Here is an 18,706-nt window from a genome sequence, read left to right on the forward strand (position 1 = left end):
TGGGWTTTTAATCCAGCTATAGACGGTGAATTTGCTGATCTTGTAGCGCTTTGCAACAGCGCGCCAAGTTTCTCCATTAGCAATATCGTTAAGAATTTTCTGTCGGAATTGGCTGCAGTAGGTCATAGGATATGCTCAGTTTGTTTTTGATAATTCTACTACAAGTTGTTCTTTATATCTGCTTTGGATAGATTGGATTATAAGTGATTTGACTATATTTAGTAAAATTAGTGAAATAAATACACTTCCTGGTACTTTAGAGGGATGGAAATTAGAACATCCTGATTGGAAAATTACAGGTTGGATTGGTACTGCACAAAAACCCAAGCTGCTTGATAGCAAAGAGATTGGTAATCTTAATACTATTGTGGTTCATGCTCGTGGTAGGCTTTTTCATGAGAATATTCTTGATAAAATTAATGATGGTCGTATTTATACAAAATATCTTACAGGACAAATTGAAGCTGACTTTCTTGATGATAATGAACTTAATGACATTGCCACTAGTGATCGACAACGTATTCAAGAAGATGACCCTAGATATCTTGCTTTAATTACCTATATGAAATCTACTTTAGGAAAAATTGAGAGCGAATGGTCTAAACTTAGAAAGTCATACGAACCTAAGGAAGTCAAAAAGAATTCTCCTGTATTGCAAGAGTGGATTGATTCATTGCCTAGAAATTATCAGAAAAGTGCTGATGAATTAATTGCTAAATTAAGTTCACTTGAAATTCAAAATGAAGAAGATAGAAAAACTGTACTTAAGCATGGTGTTTTATCGTTTGAGAGAATGCGATTAAGAAATAAAGATACTCAAGATTTGGTTGATTCTATTGGACATACTGACAAACTGATACAACTATTTGCAGATAGAGACAGTATGGAGGCTTCTCTTTATGGTGACATAATTAAATCTAGATTAGATACAATTAAAAATTTTCTAGATCTAGTGGATAATAATGAAAAAGAAAAAGTCTTGCAACAATATCTTTTTGACCACTTATGGCTACTAGATCCATCATGGGAACGTGTTGAGAATACTGAGATTATGGAATCTCGCCTTTTGGAAAGTGATATCAAAATTAATGACTTGACCGAGAAGGAAAAACTATCAAGAGTTGATATCGCTTATCGTACTACAGCAGGTAAACATTTAATTATTGAACTAAAAAAAGCTGATAGAGCGCTAGACATGTATGAATTATCAAAACAAGGTATGACTTATGTTGATAAATTAAAAAAGATATTGCGGGCTACTGAAAATAAAGAAAATGTAGATATTGAAGTAATATTTGTAATTGGCAAGCCTGTAGAATGTGACGTAGATAGAAAAAAATCACTTCTTTCAGCGATCTCTCCTGGAAGTAGGATTGTGCATTATGACTCTCTCATTCATAGTGCCCAAAAAAGTTACCAAGAATATCTAGATGAAAATAAGAAACTTGATAAATTGGACAGAATTATTGATAAAATTTAGCTAACAATATTATTTAGGCTTTTACCAACAATTGTACCTAATCCAACTGGCACAGCATTTCCTATCATTCTACCTATTATTGAAATATTGGGTTGTTGAGTTTTTGTCGGATCAAAAAATTGATAGTCAATTGGAAAGCTTTGAAAGATTGCGGCCTCTCTTAGTGAAATAGCTCGATCTTGTTCAGGATGTCCAAATCGACCATTGCCAAAACCATAACATAAAGTTGTTATAGTTGGGGCTGGTTTATCCCACTCCATTCTTCCATAAACACGCTTGTAAGATTGACCACTTTCTTTTCTGTGACAGGCTGCTCGAAGCTCTTCAGGCCAATCCATCCATGTTCCGCCAGGCTTAGAAGCTCGAATTCGTTTTAAGTTAATTTCACTTAGACCCGCGCATCTGTGTAAGTTATCAGTTGCACTTCTCTCGCCAGCCATTAAAGGTGGTAAATCACCAATAGCATCTCTTACAGTACGGTATTTATTTTTATGTGTCTCCGCAAGTAACTCAATTTTTCCAATTCGAGAAGCTAGTAGAACATGCCGTCTGCGCATTTGAGGGATTCCATAATCAGCACAAAGCACTGTATTAGCCCATATTTTATAACCAATGTTCTCTAAGTTCTTCACAAAATCTTGATAAACTTCATGCTTAGTAACGTCAGGAACGTTTTCCATAGTAACTAAATGAGGCTTTGTTTCACGAATTAAGCGTGCAAAGGCGTATAGTAACGGCCATTTTTTATCATTTTTGGTATCTCTGCCCTGATTATAAGTAGAAAAAGGTTGACATGGAGCACATCCTGCAAGGAGGCGTATAGCATCATCAGAGTAATGCGATAGAATTTCTTCGGCGGTTACATGCTGTACATCTTTTAGAATAAATTTTGCACCAGGATTGTTATACTCATAGGCATACGCGCAACAACTCTCAATATCGTAACCAGCCTTGACATTGATTCCGGCCTGCATCAGACCTGCGGTAAGTACGCCTGCTCCACAAAACAAATCTACAGCTTCAATCTTTCGCATAGCACCTCCGTTTGAATAAATTATAGGGGATATCGCGCAAAAACTCGAGTACATTTTTGACAAAATTTGGCATCAAATCTTTGTCATTGCTTGACGACATTTACCACAAATCAATTCCAAACTAGATTTTTCCCAAGCCTTAACCCCCTCAAGGCGGACAAACAAAGTTAGTTTTCGCTTTCTTTGCTGCTAATTGTCAACTCTCCTCAACCACTGTTGGCTCTGTTTCAAATAATAGATTTAATGGTGTATGTAATAACGCTTTTTCTGATTGCTCAAGTGTCGGAGATTTATCTATAAGTACTTCATCTTCATTTTGACGTATTTGAGCAGAGGTTTCAGTTTGTCGTGTCTTCAACTATGTCAATTGTATTTGTATCGAACAATATAAGGTATGACACAAACTATTTCAATTACTTTTGTATCGTACGATACAAAAGTATCTGTTCAAAAAACGGTCGTTTTTTGAACAGTATTAGGTAGTAGGAAATATCTCTTTCTACTCCCCTAAAAAGTGTTCAAAAACCCGTCCAAAAATCAATGTCCAATAATCATTGCCTTATGACGAGTTTTTAGACACAATAAGTGAAATACAAGATTGAGTATGCGCGCACCTCAATAGAAGAATAATGTTTTGATTTGTGAATTGAGAAATTGAAAAAATAGGCTATGAGAAAATTTTTATCGATATTATCTCAAGTACCACTTTTGACTGAAAAGAGTTCAATCAATTTATTGACTAATTGAGTATATTCGATCAAGAGATGCATTAATAGTAATAGTATGGTGACTGAATTGTTTAGGAGATTGGCAAAGTTTGTTGAAAGCAACCTCATTATTGAGCGGACTCAAGTAGGTTTACAAGTGGCTCAAGCTCGAGGAAAAAATGTAGGATGTCCCAAAAGGTTAAATCCTCAACACATAAAAGAGATTAAAATACTGATGTACTCTCTTGGAATCTCAACAGCCGATATTTCTAAACACTATGGGGTATCACGTGATACGTTTACAAACTTTAGAAATGATAAGTTAATATGAATAAAACAAAAAAACGTTCTGTATATTATAAAAAAGTAGTATTTATAGGTGGAGAAAATACAAAAACATTGCAAGAAATTTTGCAACATAATGTATTCGCTACTGAAAAACAACTACGAGCAACAGATCGAGAAGAAGCAATTTCTAAAGATAGCGATCAAAAACGGTTAATTAACCACTATATCGTTCGTAGTGGTATGTTTTTTGGACAGATGATTGCCTACAATGCTGGTGAACCGCAACCCTTTCTGACCAAATTGTCAGATGATGAATTTTACAAGGTAAACTCAATTTCAGCTGATTCAATCAATGAAGAAAATAGTCAGCAAAAGGAATTTATCCATTCAATTCTATATTTTGGAGTGTATAAAAACCATCTTGTCGTTATGCCTTCTCAGTCTCTTAGAGTAAAAAGTTTAGAACATCACTTAAGTTGGCTGTTACATGACTATACGAATGCGCTCAACCCCGAAGAAGTGCTTATTTTACAGGATAGACCAACTAATGTAGCAAAACAAAAAATATCAGATTTGGGAGGAGCAAAAGAGGTTCGAATAGGTTCGCAACTTATTTTTGAACCTAAAGAACTTGCAAAGACAAATGCTACAGGATCCTGGACAGAAAAATGGAGCGCTAAATCAGTAGGTGCGCATGTTCTGAAAGCGCTTCTTGGAGCAGAATGGGCAGGATTAAATATTCAGAACTCTCTTGATGAAGAAAATGTAGTAGTAGAAGTCGTTGTCAAGTACAAGCGTTCCATCAGTGATCAAGGTCAGTCTATGTTAGATGAAATTGCTACTTCATTAAGACATTTGGACGAAGATGATTTTCGTATTAAGCTAAATAATGGCAGTACATTAGATGGAAGTGAGTTAAAAATATCGAATACTATTGAAATTTCTTTTCTAGATGATGGCTATATAGCTGAATTTGATTTGTATGATGAAATGCGCAAGTGGTTGATGGAACATTACGCGTCAGGTGCAATTGAAGACTAATGAATATAAATTCAAATGATTAAAAGAGATAGTGCTATTGCTGTAGATATTATTTACACCCTAGTATTTTTCATATTAGGTAGTTTAGTTGCATCATATTTTAAATTACAAATTCAAACTACAGCTGCTTATTTTTTTGCACCGTTATTCATAATACCAATATCTTTAGCAGGCGTTTTACTTAATAGAGTTAGTGATAAATTTGATTTTGCTCAAGAAGTTATTCATGCTACAGAAAGTCGGAGATTTAAATATCATATTGTCTCGTTACAATATTTATTATGTGGTTATATAATATTTTTGTTATGTAGCGCTATTTATACAGGCTTCGCATTTTACCATTATAGAGAACCTTATGCTGATATAACCATCCCAATTAGTATAGGACTTGCTTTGGCTGCCGTTCGGATCTTTATTTTTATATTACGTAATCTTTTTATGATAAATAAAACTATCAGCCATCTAAAAGAACTTGCTGTTAAGCAAAAAAGAGTAGAAGAAATGAAAAAAGATTTAAGTTAAAACTTTTCCTCAGGAAGAATAAATTGAGACCTTTGCAAAACTTCGTTTTACGCGAATTTCTACTAATAGTAGAAAAGATAATTATCTAATTTTAATACATTTTAAAAATTCAAAAAATTGAAATTTCTCTATTTTGTGGGGTTTTGCAAAGGTCTCAAATTGTAGAAGTTCGAACTTCTACAGATAAAGCATCTTCACACAGTGGCTACTGGATTAAGCGGAATGATCTCACTCAAAACTTTTGCTTCTTTTTTAGCGGCCATTTTCAAGTCATAAGTGGTTTGCCAATTCATCCAATACTGCGCGGTTGTCCCAAAATATTTAGCAAGACGAACGGCTGTTTCAGGTGTTATTCCTCGTCTTTCTCGCACAATATCATTAATACGAGGAGCAGGTAGACGAAGTGCAATAGCAAGTGCATTAGCACTCATATTAAGTGGTTTAAGAAAATCTTCACGTAAATGTTCACCTGGATGAATAGCTCTCATTCCATTTGTACCACGTTTATAAGTCGTCATCATATTCTCCTAGTGATAATCTGTAATTTCAACATCATGCGCACCTTCATCCCATCGAAAACAGATACGGAATTGTCGGTTAATACGGATGCTATATTGTCCTTTTCTATCTCCTCCCAATGCTTCGAGCATATTTCCTGGTGGAATACGCAAATCCTCCAACTCTACTGCTTCATCCAAAGCAGCCAATTTTCGTGTTGCTACTTTTTCAAAATTCAAATAGCGACTTTTAAGACCATTAAACAGTTTTTGTGCTTCACGATCCTTAAAGCTATGTATCATTCTATTTCTCTTGACGTTTTAATTTATGATATAACGATTGCCGTTAAATATCAATCAATAAACTATTGACGCTTTCTTTTTTTACAGTTCCTACGCAATAAACTCCCTATAGCCATTAACGCCTTAAAAATTATTCTTAATAGAAACGTTTTAACATTACTAGCGTTTATACTTCATTGCGATGTTTTTCTCTTACGACTGAAGTCATATTTTCGCGCTGAAAAAAAAACACAGAATACCAAGCACTGCAATATTCAATGATGTATATAAAGTCCCTGCTGCAAGAAGTCGCTGCTCTTGAATCTTCACATATTGGTATGAATGCTCATGGATATCAGATTTTGGTACACTACAAATAAGCACTGGAGCAGCTTCAGCAGGATGACCAAACCGTTTCCTAAAAGTTTCTTCCATTTCCTTGGTTGAATAGTTCCAATGCAAAAGTAGAATTACTAGAAATAATTGAGCTATAAGCAAAATACTCCACCTGATATTTATATCTTTGCTTTTAAAGAAATAATATAGACATATCAAAAACATACTTAAATAAAACAGATTATTCATGCGAATTTACAATACTAAAGAAACGGTTAGAGGTCATTATAGTCTCAATCTTGATAACAGTTTTTTGATTTTAGGGATAATTATTCAAATATTATGTTAATTACATTGCTTGACTAGGATAGTTTGATTTATTACTATTCTAAATACATAGAAAAAGCCAAGTCTCATTGACAACAGATTTATCTGTACTTGGCGTTCATCTTAGATGAAGTCAATACTTTCATAACGATTGCCAATAGGCGTTTTAATTTAAGATTCTTGTTATTTATTCTGATACTGATTAATTTTGTTTTTTTCTTTGAGAAGAAAGCAAATAAATCAGTATCTTCGAGGCGCGTAGCAGTCGCGTATCTAAATTACTGCACCTTTGCGCTAAGCGCAGTAAACTCAAGAGCATCCCTTAAATAAGGATGCTCTTTTATTTTGCGTTGGAATAAATCTATAAAACTATTGCAATCATAAAAGCGCTTACGGATAATAGACATGAAAGTCCACACGAACTTATCGTGTTATCCCTATCTCTAACGGTGAAATATAGGGATTTATCCGTTCTTAATCTAACAATAAGTATTTTTAAATAAGCTTACCAGAGCTAACGGCTTATTGTTAGATTTGTTGTTCGAAGGGGAGAAACTGCAGGGCCCGTGCATTTCTCCCCATTTTTATTGTTAGTCCAATCTGTTGACTTACTGCATAAAATACGCTAGTTTATTCAATCAAAGTCGACGGACTATAATCGGAATCGGGCTCATAAGTACTATTTTTTATAGTACGAATTTACCTGAAACCCCGTGCTGCATTGCAGAGGTAAATCATCAAATCTTTTTTTACGTTTTTCTAAGCGTAAATCATCAAAAATTGCAGAACTTATCATTCTGCGTCCTGCTATGGGAACACTTTATTCCCATAGGGGATTCATGTGTTCCCTTTTTCATTTTTTAAAGGAGAACACTATGAACACTCAATCAACCCAACAAAAATATTTTGATTCAGTTTTGTACACACGTTGTGTACTGAACGAAATTAAGATTGTTACCCCCCCCCTAGAAAAAGGGATAAGTACTGCGCCATTAAAGCCAGTATTTTATCAACAGAGAAAGGTAAAATCTCTTATACCTCAATTGATCTGTTGGTAGCAGGTCAACCTGCAAAACGGTTACTTTGGTCGCTAAAAGAACGTTGGCCTCAAGGTTTTAACAGTCAATCTGATAGATGGACTGCCGATATTAATATTGGTAGCCTAAGTGTCGCCTCATTCAATAAAAAGAATGGGGAAGTAGGCGCTGTATTAAAAGGAAGATTACTCAACATTCGAAATCTAAAAATAGGTAATGAATTAGTAGCGGGTGAGGAGTGGAACGAGCAAATTCCAGAACCTTCTTATCATGCAATTTCTTACCTAAATGACTGTAACTTTGATAAAAGCTTCCTCAAAATTTCTGTCTTAGATGGAAAAATCGAGGAGCCAAATTACCAAAGTTTAAATGTTAATTTTGATGCTCAAGCATTCCCTGTTTTTGCAGAAATGCAATCTTTAGCCTTAATGCCAAAAGGCATTAAAAATAAGGAATCCAATGCAAAAGTATTTTGCATTTTAAGTTTGACTGGTTTGACAGCATCAGGCTTCAAGACCAAAGAAGGAGATAATAAAGCCGCTATTTGGGCTAGCCTAGCATCCATCCGATATTTAAAAGCGGATGATACCGTTTTTATCGGTGGCAAAGAAGCCGCATAAACTAACTAATGCTCTGCTTTTAGCAGAGCATTTTACCCACACGGGGAACTTCCGTGTGGAGTCCTCTGTGTGATGTTTTTACTTATCAGAGGACATAATATGAGAAGAATAAGATTTGCCATTAGAGCTGCTTATTTATTTTTGGGAAAAAAATGGTGGCAATTAAATGATGCGCAAAGAAAATTAATTTCCGACTCTTTGCAAAAGTTCAGCATTGGCTGCCTTATTCCTGTCGTAATGGCCGTAGTTAACAATGAACTGCATAAAGGTCATGCAATATTAGGAGGGTGTGCTATAGTTGCACTTGGTTTATCTATAGCTTCTTTAGCTGAAGAAAAAGAGGAGGAATGATATGACCACTCTAATCATTTTTGTGTCAATATTTCTTGCTTTTGGGTGCTTCGTAGCCTACGGTGCTTATCAAGTACGCAAAGAGGAAAAACACACTAAGTAACATTTTATTTTTTAACCTTCTCACGGGGAACTTCCCCGTGGAGGTTCTCCGTTTTTTTATTTTTAAGGAGAACCTTATGAACACAGAAACATTTACAATTTACGGAACATTAGTAATTCATTACGTTAATGGACGAAATGGATTGTTCCCGATAGGGACATTAAAAAGTGCTGTAGGCACTTTTCGTGTTCGCAGTAAATGGATTGCAAACTTAGAAGATGGTGAATACAAAGGACAATTCGCTATATCTGAATTTTCTCTTTACTCTTATCACGTTTACGGCGAAAACCGCACAACGATTGGGATTTTAATAGACGAGTATTGGCTTGATGATGCCGCACTTGGAAAACAAGCCGAGCCCGAAATTCTTCCTGATCCAGTGGAAGAAGAGGGCAGAAATACACAGCCCGTCATTGAACCTGAACCAGCCAAATTGGAAACGATAGAGGCTGTTTCAGAGCAAACTAAAGTTGATCTTGAACAGGACGAAACTAATGAAGAGGGTTATACGCCTGTATCTGTAAACGGTGTCGTGGTTGCGATGACTCGTCATAGCAATATAGACGTAGCACCACAGCAGAATATTCAAAATAATCCTCCAGTCAGTTCTAGTTCTACTGCTGAAGCCGAAATTGACCAAGAAAAAGTCGATTTTTTGAGCAGCTTTGATGCTGAATGGACATACGGACGACCTTACAAAGTCGATACCACATTGTCTCGCCAAGATATCCGTGATTGTAGAGTGGCGTTGATGTCCTTGGGTTACCGCTTTGATGCGCTTAAACAAGTGTATGTAGGAGGTGATTCATGAGCGGCTTAATGCACCCTAGAGTTGCGCACAACTATGCAGAAAAGGGTTACTATCCTACGGATGATGCCACCTTGCGTGGCATCTCGCATTTATTCGCTCCATCCCAAGAAGCGATTACGTTTCTTGATCCGTGTTGCGGAACAGGGGCAGCATTAGCTGCACTGGCGAGTAAAAACCGCTATCCATTCGCGAAAGCCTATGGCATAGAGCTAGACGAGCAAAGAGCAGGAAGTGCAAAAACACTCTTAAACAGTAGTGTACTTCACGCCTCTGCATTAGAAGCACAAGTTACCCAACACGCTGTTGATTGTTTATTTTTAAATCCACCCTATGGTTGGGACTTGAAAGACAATGAAGCAGATGAAAAAAGCGAACGCTTAGAACATCGTTTTCTGTCACAAACGTTCTCGTGGCTTAAAAGTGGTGGCATTATCATTGCCATCTTGCCTAAAACATCGTTAGATAGAAAGACGCAAAACTGGTTTGTGATGCGTTTTGCTCATCTGCAAGTGTTTGAAGCAGCAACTGACCGTTTTAATCAGATTGTTATTATTGGTGAGAAACGCCACGGTACGGCAGGTATTGATAAAGCATGGAATGCAAGATTTGATGCTTGGCAAAAAGGTGATGTTGCTTGGCATAAATTACCTGATGCACCATTACCGTCAGGAGAACAATATCATCTGATGGGTAATAATAAGACCTTCAAAATGTTCGCAAAAGCGATAGATGCGGAGAGACTTAAGGCGGTTAAAAAAGATTGCCATAACCTGTGGCAGACATTTGATGCTCAGTTTGTACGCGCAAGTGATACACAGAGCATTAGACCGCTATATCAATTAACTGATTGGCATACCTGCCTCTTGATTACTTCAGGAGTAGTAGGTGGCATTGTTGATAATGGAAAACGTCGTCTGCTTATTAAAGGCAGAACAATGAAAATCCAAACCATTAAAAATATGGAAGATGAGAACGGGGAGTTAGTATCGTCACAACACCGTGACAGATTCCAAACCATCATCAAAGCCATTGACCTGACTACATCATCAAAAAGTTACGGTCAAATCGTCGATATTCGATAAAGCCGAAAGGCTCTTAACCCACAGGGTTGCTCCCTGTGGGGCAACTCTGTCTTTTTTATAGGAGACAGATATGTTTATAACCAATATTGAAGGCATCTTTTGCGATGCCATTATTGCCGATGACAACGGCAATTGCTGTTTTGCCTCACTCTGGGGCAGAAACAGCGAATTACTTGCGCTTTATGGTGGAATTACCACTGAAGCTATACACGGTATCAGCGTTGAAAATCAGGCATACGGACTTGATAAGCGCTTACAAAAAAAGCAACTAAGGATGCCCAAAGAGAGCAAATACGGCTCTGATTTAGTGCATAGCTTTTTATTTTCACCGATGACAATAGCTGATCAAGACGGTTGTCGTATTCTCATTGATCGCAAGCCAATTGAGCAGAATCGTATTTGGACATCGGTGTGTAGCCTATCCGAAATCGGACTACTGAATGAATGGCAAACACCAATCCTGAGAAAGTTACAAAGTCTTGAATTGATAAAACCCCTGAGCATAAGCGCAAGCGAAAAGCTCTTTGCCGTAAAAATTAATCTTTTTGCGCAATCCATCTTTGCAGAAATGGTCAGCGAAATGCTGATTGCTGGTGAAATCAAGGAGACGTGCTATGCTCGATAAAGGATTATCAATACTGGCTGTATCATTAAGCATAGAGATGGTTTCAAATATTCTAAGCAACCTCTATGGTAATGCGGTGTTAGCCTTGGCAATTCTTATAAGTGTCATCACTTTAGGCATTTGCCATTTCAGACAAAAGAAATAATCTTAACCCAGCTTATGCTGGGTTTTTTATTGAATTCATTGACCTAAAGCATAAAATGCGCTAATTTTATTGCCAGAAGTCGACGGACTATAATCGGTATCGGGCTCATAAGTATGCTAGTCATACGAATTTACCTGAAACCCCGTGCTGCATTGCAGAGGTAAATCATCGAATCTTTTTTTTACGCTTTTCTAAGCGTAAATCATCTAAACCAGCAGAATTAAAAATTCTGCGTCCTGCTATGGGAACACTTTATTCCCATAGGGGAGTCATGTGTTCCCTTTTTCATTTTTTAAAGGAGCACATTATGAAAATTAAATTTTTTATTAAAAAAGTATTTTTGCGTTTATTTCTTTCAAATAGTGAAAGAAAAATGCTTAAACAAGGGTTATCTGTTTACTGGGATTGCGTCTCTGAATGTAACTATTCTTTAAGAGAAGAACTCGACGACATCCTTTCATTTGGAGATGATTTATCTTTAGAACAAAGATCTCAGGAAGCAATAGAACTTAGACAAAGCATTATCGAGTTAGAGCAAAAGAGGGAGGCTATTTCTACTTTAGATTCTAGTCTGTAATTCTTTTATCTAATCCCATCGGGAACATATCCCGATGGGGTGTGTTCCCTTCAATTTAAATTTGAGGAATACATTATGTATAACACTGTTGAATATCAAGCTGAAGTTGCTAAACTGGTTGCGGTTGAATTTACTCGCGAACAAGCAGAGGCAATTATGCAACATGTAGAAGATCGGCAAATACGTTCACTTCAAGAATTGGCAACAAAGCGTCAACTAGAGGATGTTCGTATTGCGTTAAAACAGGAAGTTGCTGATGTACGCACCGAACTGAAGCAAGAAATTGCAAATGTGAAGCATGATATTGAGAAACTGGATCAGAAAATGGACTATAAGTTCCGTTTACTGACCGTTTTAATGTTTATTGCGCCTTTTGCACCGGAAGCCTTAAAACAACTCAAAATATTTTTAGGCAGTTAATAAAAACCTGACCGCTTTTGCGGTCAGTTTCACTAAACAGTTTACTGTTTTCCCATCGGGAACATATCCCGATGGGGTGTGTTCCCTTTTTTATGCTTTAAGGAGAACACTATGTTAACCACAAAATCTTATTTAGATTTGTTCACAAATGATGAACTCAATCAATTACGCGAAAATCATCGCAACTGTAATAAAAAAGGGCATGACCCTTTTCCTGTCGTTTCTTTACGTATCTTTTATAACCGCTGTCGTTGGTTATTAACCGAGGTTCGTAGTGACGGTATCGCCTTTGGCTTATGCGACATGGGCGTTGGATCGCCTGAACTAGGATATGTCGATTTAAACGAAGTCTATCAAACAACAGGAAAACTCCTATATGTTGATAGAAAATTTAAGGCCATTGCACCGCTCTCTGTGTATGCGGAAGCCGCAAGGAAAGCCCAAGAAATCACGGAAGAGATTGAATTTGATGCTTCTATTACTGAAACAGCAACGGAAGAAGACTCCACTATTCCGCTTCAACAATTCTTGTCTGATTACAGAGATGAATTACTGGAACAAGTGAATGAGCAAACGCCTGTGTTCTATAACGGTGAACACGAAACTTGGCAAGACGATTGTTTAGCTCAGCTGAAACGTCAACCGTTTGAAGCGCAGAAATCGCGTATTCATGCTTGTTACAGTGGCTTAGTCACTCATGGATTACCTGCGGTATTTCTCAATGGAGAGATGGGAACAGGTAAAACGTTTATGGGTATTTCGGTATCTGCTTTGATACATAAAGGTCATTCTCAAAAGCCGACCTTGGTTATTTCACCACCGCATCTCGTGTATAAGTGGCGAAGAGAAATCCTCGACACCATACCTGATGCAGCAGTCACCGTCATCAACGGTAGCAATGCCATGCAAGAGCTCATGCGATTCCGCGACAACCTAGTTGCAGGGAAATTCTCTGATGGCAGACCGCGGTATTTGATTATCGGACGCGTCAGAATGCGTATGGGCTTTTATTGGCGACCAGCCTATTGGAAACGGCGATACAGCCTTGAAACCACTGATGCAGATAATCAACCGGCTATGTTGACGTATGACGCGGTAGCTTGCCCACACTGTGGCAGATACCAATTCAACACAGAAGGTGAGGTCCTTCGTGCTTACGATTTATGGGGCGCTGAGCAGCGTAAAACCTGTCAGCATTGCCGTGAACCGCTTTGGACGATGAAACATCGCGATAGTGATGACCAATCTGAAGAAGACAAGTTGCGGAAGTTTTTGTTGCAGTTGCCAGGCATTGGTAAAAAAAGCTGCGATAAGCTCATAGCAACGTTTGGCGTTAAAACCTTAAGCCAAATCATTGACGATAATCTCTATGATTTTGTCAACTTGATGGATGCTGAAGGTAAGTTTGTCTTCAAAGAAAAGCACGCGCAACGACTGGAAAAGGCGATGGGGAGATTAGAATTTGCGATGCAAATGATTAGCTACCAACCCAGTGAGTTCGTGAAGCGGTATTTTCCAAGAAAAGCATTTTCATTGGCTTTAATCGATGAAGCGCATGAATACAAAAATGCGGGTTCTGCGCAAGGACAAGCAATGGCGGTTTTATGTAGTGAAGCTGAGAAAGTATTGTGTCTCACAGGCACATTGATGGGAGGTTACGCCAGTGATTTATTCCATCTGCTTTTTCGTGCCATGCCAACGGAAATGGTAAAAATGGGCTATAAACCTAACAGTAAAGGGTCATTTGCCAGTGCCGAATCACGTTTCATGGAAACTTATGGCTGTCTAATACAGACCTTTAAATACCGTAGCGATGGTTCTTTTGCAACATCTAATGCTAAAAGAACGTCGGTCAGCACTAAAAAAGCACCAGGGTTCTCACCGCAAGGGATTGCGCAATTTGTCCTGCCATACGCTGTGTTTATGCGGCTAATTGATTTAGGAGAGGGGATATTACCCGACTATATTGAACAAGCACGCATGATAGATATGGATGACAGACTCAGCGAGCATTATCAGCAAGTGAAATCTGATATGCGTAGCGTGTTAGATCATGCTGTTAGAACTCGAAATATTGGACTCATGTCAACGGCGATTAGCGTATTGATGAGAAGACCTGAAACCGCACATATCGCGGAAGAAGTGCTTCATCCGCAGGAAAAAACGCCACTAGCGACCTATCCTGCCATTTATGCGCCAGATGAGCCAACGGCTAAAGAACAAGACATTATTGACGTCTGTCGTGAAGAAAAAGCACAAAGACGAAAAGTCATTGTCTATACCACTTACACAGAGCGATTTGATACCGCAACACGCTTAAAAACACTGCTAACTGAAGCAGGATTAAAAGCAGCGGTTCTACGTTCAACCGTGAGTAGTGATGCTCGAGAAGACTGGATCAGTGACCAAGTAGAGAAAGGGATTGATGTGCTGATTACTAATCCTGAACTGGTAAAAACAGGGCTAGATCTACTGTCATTTCCAACTATCTATTTCGCTCAAACAGGCTACAACGTCTATACCGTTGCACAAGCAGCGAGACGAAGCTGGCGTATTGGGCAAAAAGAGACGGTGAAAGTTTATTACGCCTGTTACAGCGAAAGCAGTCAGAAAGATTGTTATGAGTTGATGGCGAAAAAGATGAAAACCGCTTTGTCAACGATGGGCGTGATGCCAGAAACGGGGCTAGACAGTTTTGACGAGGAGGAGGATGAAACCTCAATTACCTCAGCACTGGCTAAGCAATTATTAAACAGACGATAAATTAAACGGCGAACAGCCATCACCCACTGGGCTATCTCACTCAGTGGGTAGCTCTTTTTTTACTTTAGAAAAGGAAAAAATGATGAGTCAACATAGATTAAGAACTACTGTTAATGGTCAACCGATGTTTGTTATGAGTGGTTGGGATAACCAACTACAAACTTTCTTTCTCACCATTGAGGATGAAAAAGGCGAAGTGATTTACTCGGATATCGATGATATGCCGTTTACTGTTTTGGGATTACAACCCATTCAGTGTTTTGATTTTTTTGTTGAAAAAGCAGAGAAATACGGTGTCATCCTTCCTGAGCCGATGATTGAAGCGATTAAAGAGGATCAAGTTATTGAACCAATGAATCGCTTTGTCGTCTGGGAGTCATCAGGTGAAAAGAAATCGGATAGTTGCGCTATCTAATCTATAACGGCTAACTCTAAGAGTTAGCCGTTTAACCCGACAGGGATTGTTGTCCCTGTCGGGACGGCAATCCCTCTTTTTTACTTTAAAAGGAGGGCGTTATTCCTAATTATGTATTAAATGTAGTTGCATGCGATAATTTGGAAGCACTTTGGAAACTTAGAGATTTTAATCTCATTATTCCAATGCCTTTAATACTTGCAAAAACCTGTGCAGGCTCACAATCTGCACATTTTCTGCAATTCTACAATCAAGGTTTATCTTTACATGAGATTATTGAATTGTTGGTTGCTATTTATAAAAATGTAAACCCAGTTGAACTTAAGCTCGACTGCCAACGATATTGGTTTAGTCTTAAACAACAATTTGGTTGTATTGATTGGTATCATTGGGCAAATAAAAAGTGGGAAACAAAATGGTCATCTTGTGACTATGAGTTATATGATGAAGCTAATCTTTGTCAATTTTCGACAGCATAGAGTCATGCTTACCCAATTATCCAAGCCTTATCGAAACAATATCCAAATGACCTGTTCATTGTAAAATATGCAGATGAAGATATTGGCAACAATGCAGATGAATATAGCATCAAAAATGGTAGCTATTTATCTGAAGGCACTATAAAAATGGCTCTAAAGAAGCGTATGAAGTCGCTTTCGATGTCTGGGGACATGATGAAGAGTATGTATTTAATGAAGCATTAAATACCTATGAACAATCCCAAGACGACAATTAACTTTGACAATCCCAGTGTTCGCACTGGGATTTTTTTTGTGTTTGTCTATTGACCTAAATAACTAAATGCGCTAGTTTAATTGGCAGAAGTCGACGGACTATAATCGGTATCGGGCTCATAAGTATGCTAGTCATACGAATTTACCTGAAACCCCGTGCTGCATTGCAGAGGTAAATCATCGAATCTTTTTTTACGCTTTTCTAAGCGTAAATCATCAAAAATTGCAGAACTAATCATTCTGCGTCCTGCTATGGGAACACTTTATTCCCATAGGGGATTCATGTGTTCCCTTTTTCATTTTTTAAAGGAGAAACACTATGGATACATCAGTTATCAGTCCGCTTAAAGTCCTGCATTCTGCTGCAGGGTATTATGTTGGTCGTACCTCTTGCGAGGAGGTATGCGACGGTATTATTGCTGAAATACCCTACAGCCGTGAAAGCGGCTACTTTAGGACTAAAAAACAAGCAGAAGTCTGCTTGTTTAATGACTTCATATGTAATCCCTCTATAAAACCTAGTGGCTTTGTAAAGGAATGCATAAATGGTCCTTTTTTTGAGGAGGCGGAATGAAGCATCTCACCAAAGAGGATCTTGTTCGCTTAGAAGAAATTCTAAGAGAACATTACAGCGCAGCTAATCAGCTCCGAATGCTGTTAGTTGGGTTTGAATTTGCTCAAAAAATTCGGGTAGACAAATTACAGCTACTTGATGCGGAGCATTTCAATTTGTGGCAAAAAATCCTTATGACTTATCGTGATAATGAAAATATTGCTTACGCTGACTATTTTGTTTCTCTTGCAGAGAGAAGCAAAAAATATCTTTCACAGCTAAAGAAAGCGAAAGTAGATCCATTTCGCTGAGTATTAGCTTTTCCCACAGGGAGTCACTCCCTGTGGAGCGACTCCTTTAATATATAAAAGGAGAATTTATGTTAAAAATAATTAGTTACATCTTATTATTTTTATTGAAATTAGTAGGATGTTTTTTAGCTTTTTTAAAAAAAGCTATTCTGAATCTTACACTAGAACAGCGTAAGCAATGGGCAACAGTATTCAATGCTTTAGCTCTCTTAAATCTTGTACAAGACTTCTTTCATTTGGGAGAAGTAAATGCTACGCTACGCATAGGTGTATCAATTTTCTTATGGCTTATTTGTTCATACATCGTTAGAAAGGAAGGTGAATAATGACCTCAATTACAGCAATGGCACTATTAGGGTGCGTTATTGGTTGTATTATCATTTGGGATATGAACCGTAAACCTTCTGATAAAAAGGATCATAAGTAATATTATTTTTCACCCAAACGGGGCAACCCGTTTGGATTGCTCCGTTTTTTAGGAGCAAATCATGAAAAAAATCCACTTATGGCGCAAAAAGCGCCTTATTTTCAAGGTAATTAGCGCGGAAACCGCCGCGCAAAGAAATCATTTCTTAATTCAGCTCATGAAAATGCGCTGAGTTTTATCTCATCCCTACGGGAGAATTTCCGTAGGGAGATTCTCCCTTTTTTATTTGGAGAATCTTATGAATATTCAGAAATTTGACACTATTATTTACAAAAACTTTGCCATCGACATCTATCACGATGAGATGGCAGAAAACCCACGCGAGTGGGTTAATTCGACTTTAGTCACGGCACATCGCCGTTATTCGTTCGGTAGTAAATCTTTACCGTATGATGCCGATAATATAGAGCAAGCCTTTTCATGGCATCTCAACGAAAAAGGTTTAACTGAGCGCGATATTATCGCTTTGCCCGTTTATCTTTATGAGCATGGCGGTATTGCTTTATCAATGACACCTTTCAGTTGTCGCTGGGACAGCGGGCAGCTCGGTTTTATCTATGAAACCCGTGCTGATATCCGTGAAGAATTTGGGATAAAGCGTATTTCTCCCAAATTAGAGCAGCAAATTCTAGAACGTTTGCGTCATGAAATTGACCTCTTAAGCCATTGGGCTAATGGTGATGTTTTCGGTTACAAAGTGATTGTCGACGGTGATATTGAAAGCTGTTGGGGCTTTTACGGTTGGGAACATGAGGAAAGCGGACTTTTAGAACAAGCTCGCGCAACCATCGATGCCCTTATCCGTGATAGACAAAATCAACATTTTGCAAGGCTCAAAAAGCTGATAAAAAGCAAAGTGAGTTTTGCTTATCGCCCTAAATGCCCAGTAATGGGTTAATACACGATAAGCAATGAATGATATTTATGTGCTGATAAGCACTTAACCCAATCCCTTATAGTCAAATCACTTATAATCCAATCTATCCAAAGCAGATATAAAGAACAACTTGTAGTAGAATTATCAAAAACAAACTGAGCATATCCTATGACCTACTGCCGCCAATTCCGACAGAAAATTCTTAACGATATTGCTAATGGAGAAACTTGGCGCGCTGTTGCAAAGCGCTACAAGATCAGCAAATTCACCGTCTATAGCTGGATTAAAAATCCCCATCCTAAAGGCTTTACTGAAGCTGTAAGCCCTCAAACGAATTGATG

23 protein-coding genes and 1 pseudogene are annotated in these 18,706 nt (G+C 37.9%); 18 read left to right on the forward strand and 6 right to left on the reverse strand.

Going from position 1 to position 18,706, the window contains the following annotated elements; genetic code table 11:
* On the reverse strand, positions 1–126 hold a 126-nt coding region (locus tag A5N85_RS17790), incomplete at its 3' end, for a helix-turn-helix domain-containing protein (protein WP_143143262.1).
* An 82-nt stretch (positions 127–208) separates the two neighbouring features.
* Between A5N85_RS17790 and A5N85_RS11145 the strand changes: the two genes are divergently transcribed.
* Positions 209–1,480: a hypothetical protein gene (locus A5N85_RS11145; RefSeq protein ID WP_072577291.1), complete on the forward strand. Its 1,272-nt coding sequence runs from the start codon at positions 209–211 to the stop codon at positions 1,478–1,480.
* Here the strand turns inward: A5N85_RS11145 and A5N85_RS11150 are convergent.
* Together A5N85_RS11150 and A5N85_RS15745 are read right to left on the reverse strand one after the other, a co-directional pair.
* Positions 1,477–2,514 (reverse strand): DNA cytosine methyltransferase, encoded by a 1,038-nt coding sequence (locus tag A5N85_RS11150; protein ID WP_072577292.1) that lies wholly within the window; start codon positions 2,512–2,514, stop codon positions 1,477–1,479. The two genes, A5N85_RS11145 and A5N85_RS11150, sit on opposite strands and share 4 nt — an antisense overlap.
* A 196-nt stretch (positions 2,515–2,710) precedes the next feature.
* Positions 2,711–2,872, reverse strand: a complete 162-nt coding sequence (locus A5N85_RS15745; RefSeq protein WP_169818661.1) for a hypothetical protein — start codon at positions 2,870–2,872, stop codon at positions 2,711–2,713.
* A gap of 676 nt (positions 2,873–3,548) precedes the next feature.
* Between A5N85_RS15745 and A5N85_RS11160 the strand changes: the two genes are divergently transcribed.
* The gene (locus tag A5N85_RS11160) at positions 3,549–4,550 is read left to right on the forward strand and encodes a hypothetical protein (RefSeq protein WP_072577294.1); all 1,002 of its coding nucleotides are present in this window, start codon (positions 3,549–3,551) and stop codon (positions 4,548–4,550) included.
* Between the two features lie 15 nt (positions 4,551–4,565).
* Positions 4,566–5,072 carry a hypothetical protein gene (locus tag A5N85_RS11165; protein WP_072577295.1) on the forward strand — a complete coding sequence of 169 codons (507 nt, stop codon included), beginning with the start codon at positions 4,566–4,568 and terminating at the stop codon, positions 5,070–5,072.
* Positions 5,073–5,266: 194 nt separating this feature from the next.
* On the opposite strand, the gene A5N85_RS11170 is transcribed toward A5N85_RS11165, so the two are convergent.
* The 3 genes from A5N85_RS11170 to A5N85_RS15225 form a co-directional block, all read right to left on the reverse strand.
* Positions 5,267–5,593 (reverse strand): HigA family addiction module antitoxin, encoded by a 327-nt coding sequence (locus tag A5N85_RS11170; protein WP_245936014.1) that lies wholly within the window; start codon positions 5,591–5,593, stop codon positions 5,267–5,269.
* A 6-nt stretch (positions 5,594–5,599) separates the two neighbouring features.
* Positions 5,600–5,872, reverse strand: coding sequence for a type II toxin-antitoxin system RelE/ParE family toxin (locus tag A5N85_RS11175; protein WP_072577297.1), 273 nt, complete (start codon positions 5,870–5,872; stop codon positions 5,600–5,602).
* A 204-nt stretch (positions 5,873–6,076) separates the two neighbouring features.
* Entirely contained in the window at positions 6,077–6,286 is a 210-nt protein-coding gene (locus tag A5N85_RS15225; protein WP_143143263.1) for a hypothetical protein, read from the reverse strand.
* 1,204 nt (positions 6,287–7,490) lie between these two features.
* On the opposite strand from A5N85_RS15225, the pseudogene A5N85_RS11190 reads away from it, so the two are divergent.
* From A5N85_RS11190 to A5N85_RS11265, 15 genes and pseudogenes are all read left to right on the forward strand, one after another.
* Positions 7,491–8,171, forward strand: a pseudogene (locus tag A5N85_RS11190) (DUF3577 domain-containing protein); the annotation flags it as partial.
* Positions 8,172–8,243: 72 nt separating this feature from the next.
* Complete coding sequence (locus A5N85_RS11195) at positions 8,244–8,522, forward strand: hypothetical protein (protein WP_147285240.1); 279 nt, start codon at positions 8,244–8,246, stop codon at positions 8,520–8,522.
* A gap of 179 nt (positions 8,523–8,701) precedes the next feature.
* Complete coding sequence (locus tag A5N85_RS11200) at positions 8,702–9,436, forward strand: DUF3275 family protein (RefSeq protein WP_072577302.1); 735 nt, start codon at positions 8,702–8,704, stop codon at positions 9,434–9,436.
* Complete coding sequence (locus A5N85_RS11205; protein ID WP_072577303.1) at positions 9,433–10,518, forward strand: DUF6094 domain-containing protein; 1,086 nt, start codon at positions 9,433–9,435, stop codon at positions 10,516–10,518. The genes A5N85_RS11200 and A5N85_RS11205 overlap by 4 nt, the downstream gene beginning before the upstream one ends.
* A gap of 70 nt (positions 10,519–10,588) precedes the next feature.
* Positions 10,589–11,143, forward strand: a complete 555-nt coding sequence (locus A5N85_RS11210) for a hypothetical protein (RefSeq protein ID WP_072577304.1) — start codon at positions 10,589–10,591, stop codon at positions 11,141–11,143.
* A gap of 452 nt (positions 11,144–11,595) precedes the next feature.
* Positions 11,596–11,865 carry a hypothetical protein gene (locus A5N85_RS11215; protein WP_072577305.1) on the forward strand — a complete coding sequence of 90 codons (270 nt, stop codon included), beginning with the start codon at positions 11,596–11,598 and terminating at the stop codon, positions 11,863–11,865.
* Positions 11,866–11,940: 75 nt separating this feature from the next.
* Entirely contained in the window at positions 11,941–12,285 is a 345-nt protein-coding gene (locus A5N85_RS11220) for a CCDC90 family protein (protein WP_072577306.1), read from the forward strand.
* A gap of 111 nt (positions 12,286–12,396) precedes the next feature.
* Positions 12,397–15,048 carry a DUF2958 domain-containing protein gene (locus A5N85_RS11230; protein ID WP_084601759.1) on the forward strand — a complete coding sequence of 884 codons (2,652 nt, stop codon included), beginning with the start codon at positions 12,397–12,399 and terminating at the stop codon, positions 15,046–15,048.
* A 79-nt stretch (positions 15,049–15,127) separates the two neighbouring features.
* On the forward strand, positions 15,128–15,463 hold the full coding sequence (locus tag A5N85_RS11235) for a hypothetical protein (protein ID WP_143143265.1): 336 nt from the start codon (positions 15,128–15,130) through the stop codon (positions 15,461–15,463).
* A 140-nt stretch (positions 15,464–15,603) separates the two neighbouring features.
* Entirely contained in the window at positions 15,604–15,942 is a 339-nt protein-coding gene (locus tag A5N85_RS11240; RefSeq protein WP_072577308.1) for a hypothetical protein, read from the forward strand.
* 574 nt (positions 15,943–16,516) lie between these two features.
* Entirely contained in the window at positions 16,517–16,771 is a 255-nt protein-coding gene (locus A5N85_RS11245; RefSeq protein WP_072577309.1) for a hypothetical protein, read from the forward strand.
* Positions 16,768–17,061 carry a hypothetical protein gene (locus A5N85_RS11250; RefSeq protein ID WP_072577310.1) on the forward strand — a complete coding sequence of 98 codons (294 nt, stop codon included), beginning with the start codon at positions 16,768–16,770 and terminating at the stop codon, positions 17,059–17,061. The genes A5N85_RS11245 and A5N85_RS11250 overlap by 4 nt, the downstream gene beginning before the upstream one ends.
* 68 nt (positions 17,062–17,129) lie before the next feature.
* Positions 17,130–17,387: a hypothetical protein gene (locus tag A5N85_RS11255; RefSeq protein ID WP_072577311.1), complete on the forward strand. Its 258-nt coding sequence runs from the start codon at positions 17,130–17,132 to the stop codon at positions 17,385–17,387.
* 339 nt (positions 17,388–17,726) lie between these two features.
* A complete protein-coding gene (locus A5N85_RS11260; protein ID WP_245936015.1) occupies positions 17,727–18,386 on the forward strand; it encodes a hypothetical protein in 660 nt (219 codons plus the stop codon).
* Positions 18,387–18,533: 147 nt separating this feature from the next.
* Positions 18,534–18,704 (forward strand): helix-turn-helix domain-containing protein, encoded by a 171-nt coding sequence (locus A5N85_RS11265; RefSeq protein WP_072577312.1) that lies wholly within the window; start codon positions 18,534–18,536, stop codon positions 18,702–18,704.
* Positions 18,705–18,706 lie beyond the last annotated feature (2 nt).

It is taken from the genome of Suttonella ornithocola, from assembly GCF_001889065.1.
GTDB classification, from domain to species: Bacteria; Pseudomonadota; Gammaproteobacteria; order Cardiobacteriales; family Cardiobacteriaceae; genus Suttonella_A; species Suttonella_A ornithocola.

Excerpts from the sequence above, each read along its gene's own strand:
- A5N85_RS11150 (WP_072577292.1), bottom strand. The coding sequence starts at position 2,514 with ATGCGAAAGATTGAAGCTGTAGATTTGTTTTGTGGAGCAGGCGTACTT.
- A5N85_RS11160 (WP_072577294.1), top strand. The coding sequence starts at position 3,549 with ATGAATAAAACAAAAAAACGTTCTGTATATTATAAAAAAGTAGTATTT.
- A5N85_RS11165 (WP_072577295.1), top strand. The coding sequence starts at position 4,566 with ATGATTAAAAGAGATAGTGCTATTGCTGTAGATATTATTTACACCCTA.
- A5N85_RS11170 (WP_245936014.1), bottom strand. The coding sequence starts at position 5,593 with ATGATGACGACTTATAAACGTGGTACAAATGGAATGAGAGCTATTCAT.
- A5N85_RS11175 (WP_072577297.1), bottom strand. The coding sequence starts at position 5,872 with ATGATACATAGCTTTAAGGATCGTGAAGCACAAAAACTGTTTAATGGT.
- A5N85_RS15225 (WP_143143263.1), bottom strand. The coding sequence starts at position 6,286 with ATGGAAGAAACTTTTAGGAAACGGTTTGGTCATCCTGCTGAAGCTGCT.
- A5N85_RS11195 (WP_147285240.1), top strand. The coding sequence starts at position 8,244 with ATGTTTTTACTTATCAGAGGACATAATATGAGAAGAATAAGATTTGCC.
- A5N85_RS11200 (WP_072577302.1), top strand. The coding sequence starts at position 8,702 with ATGAACACAGAAACATTTACAATTTACGGAACATTAGTAATTCATTAC.
- A5N85_RS11205 (WP_072577303.1), top strand. The coding sequence starts at position 9,433 with ATGAGCGGCTTAATGCACCCTAGAGTTGCGCACAACTATGCAGAAAAG.
- A5N85_RS11210 (WP_072577304.1), top strand. The coding sequence starts at position 10,589 with ATGTTTATAACCAATATTGAAGGCATCTTTTGCGATGCCATTATTGCC.
- A5N85_RS11215 (WP_072577305.1), top strand. The coding sequence starts at position 11,596 with ATGAAAATTAAATTTTTTATTAAAAAAGTATTTTTGCGTTTATTTCTT.
- A5N85_RS11220 (WP_072577306.1), top strand. The coding sequence starts at position 11,941 with ATGTATAACACTGTTGAATATCAAGCTGAAGTTGCTAAACTGGTTGCG.
- A5N85_RS11230 (WP_084601759.1), top strand. The coding sequence starts at position 12,397 with ATGTTAACCACAAAATCTTATTTAGATTTGTTCACAAATGATGAACTC.
- A5N85_RS11235 (WP_143143265.1), top strand. The coding sequence starts at position 15,128 with ATGATGAGTCAACATAGATTAAGAACTACTGTTAATGGTCAACCGATG.
- A5N85_RS11245 (WP_072577309.1), top strand. The coding sequence starts at position 16,517 with ATGGATACATCAGTTATCAGTCCGCTTAAAGTCCTGCATTCTGCTGCA.
- A5N85_RS11250 (WP_072577310.1), top strand. The coding sequence starts at position 16,768 with ATGAAGCATCTCACCAAAGAGGATCTTGTTCGCTTAGAAGAAATTCTA.
- A5N85_RS11255 (WP_072577311.1), top strand. The coding sequence starts at position 17,130 with ATGTTAAAAATAATTAGTTACATCTTATTATTTTTATTGAAATTAGTA.
- A5N85_RS11260 (WP_245936015.1), top strand. The coding sequence starts at position 17,727 with ATGAATATTCAGAAATTTGACACTATTATTTACAAAAACTTTGCCATC.
- A5N85_RS11265 (WP_072577312.1), top strand. The coding sequence starts at position 18,534 with ATGACCTACTGCCGCCAATTCCGACAGAAAATTCTTAACGATATTGCT.